This window comes from Enterococcus spodopteracolus (assembly GCF_030441955.1).
Taxonomy (GTDB): Bacteria; Bacillota; Bacilli; order Lactobacillales; family Enterococcaceae; genus Enterococcus_B; species Enterococcus_B spodopteracolus.
This window is the reverse complement of sequence record NZ_JARJHD010000119.1, coordinates 1-425: the sequence shown is the minus strand read 5'-3', so window position 1 is coordinate 425 and position 425 is coordinate 1. Positions and strand designations below refer to the sequence as shown.

The 425-nt window shown below is 53.9% G+C and carries 1 protein-coding gene; it reads left to right on the top strand.

Annotated elements, in window-relative coordinates; translation table 11 throughout:
• The coding region (locus P3R27_RS14845) for a phage tail protein (RefSeq protein WP_301399189.1) at positions 1 to 425 on the top strand (425 nt) is incomplete at both ends.

Sequence of the window (425 nt, the reverse complement as noted above, 5' to 3'; positions counted from 1 at the left end):
GAATGAACTGGCCGCAGCGCTCGGGAATGATCCAGATTTTGCTACCACCATGACTAACGCGCTTGCGGGTAAACAACCGAAGAATGCGACACTGACGGCGCTGGCAGGGCTTTCCACGGCGAAAAATAAATTACCGTATTTTGCGGAAAATGATGCCGCCAGCCTGACTGAACTGACTCAGGTTGGCAGGGATATTCTGGCAAAAAATTCCGTTGCAGATGTTCTTGAATACCTTGGGGCCGGTGAGAATTCGGCCTTTCCGGCAGGTGCGCCGATCCCGTGGCCATCAGATATCGTTCCGTCTGGCTACGTCCTGATGCAGGGGCAGGCGTTTGACAAATCAGCCTACCCAAAACTTGCTGTCGCGTATCCATCGGGTGTGCTTCCTGATATGCGAGGCTGGACAATCAAGGGGAAACCCGCCA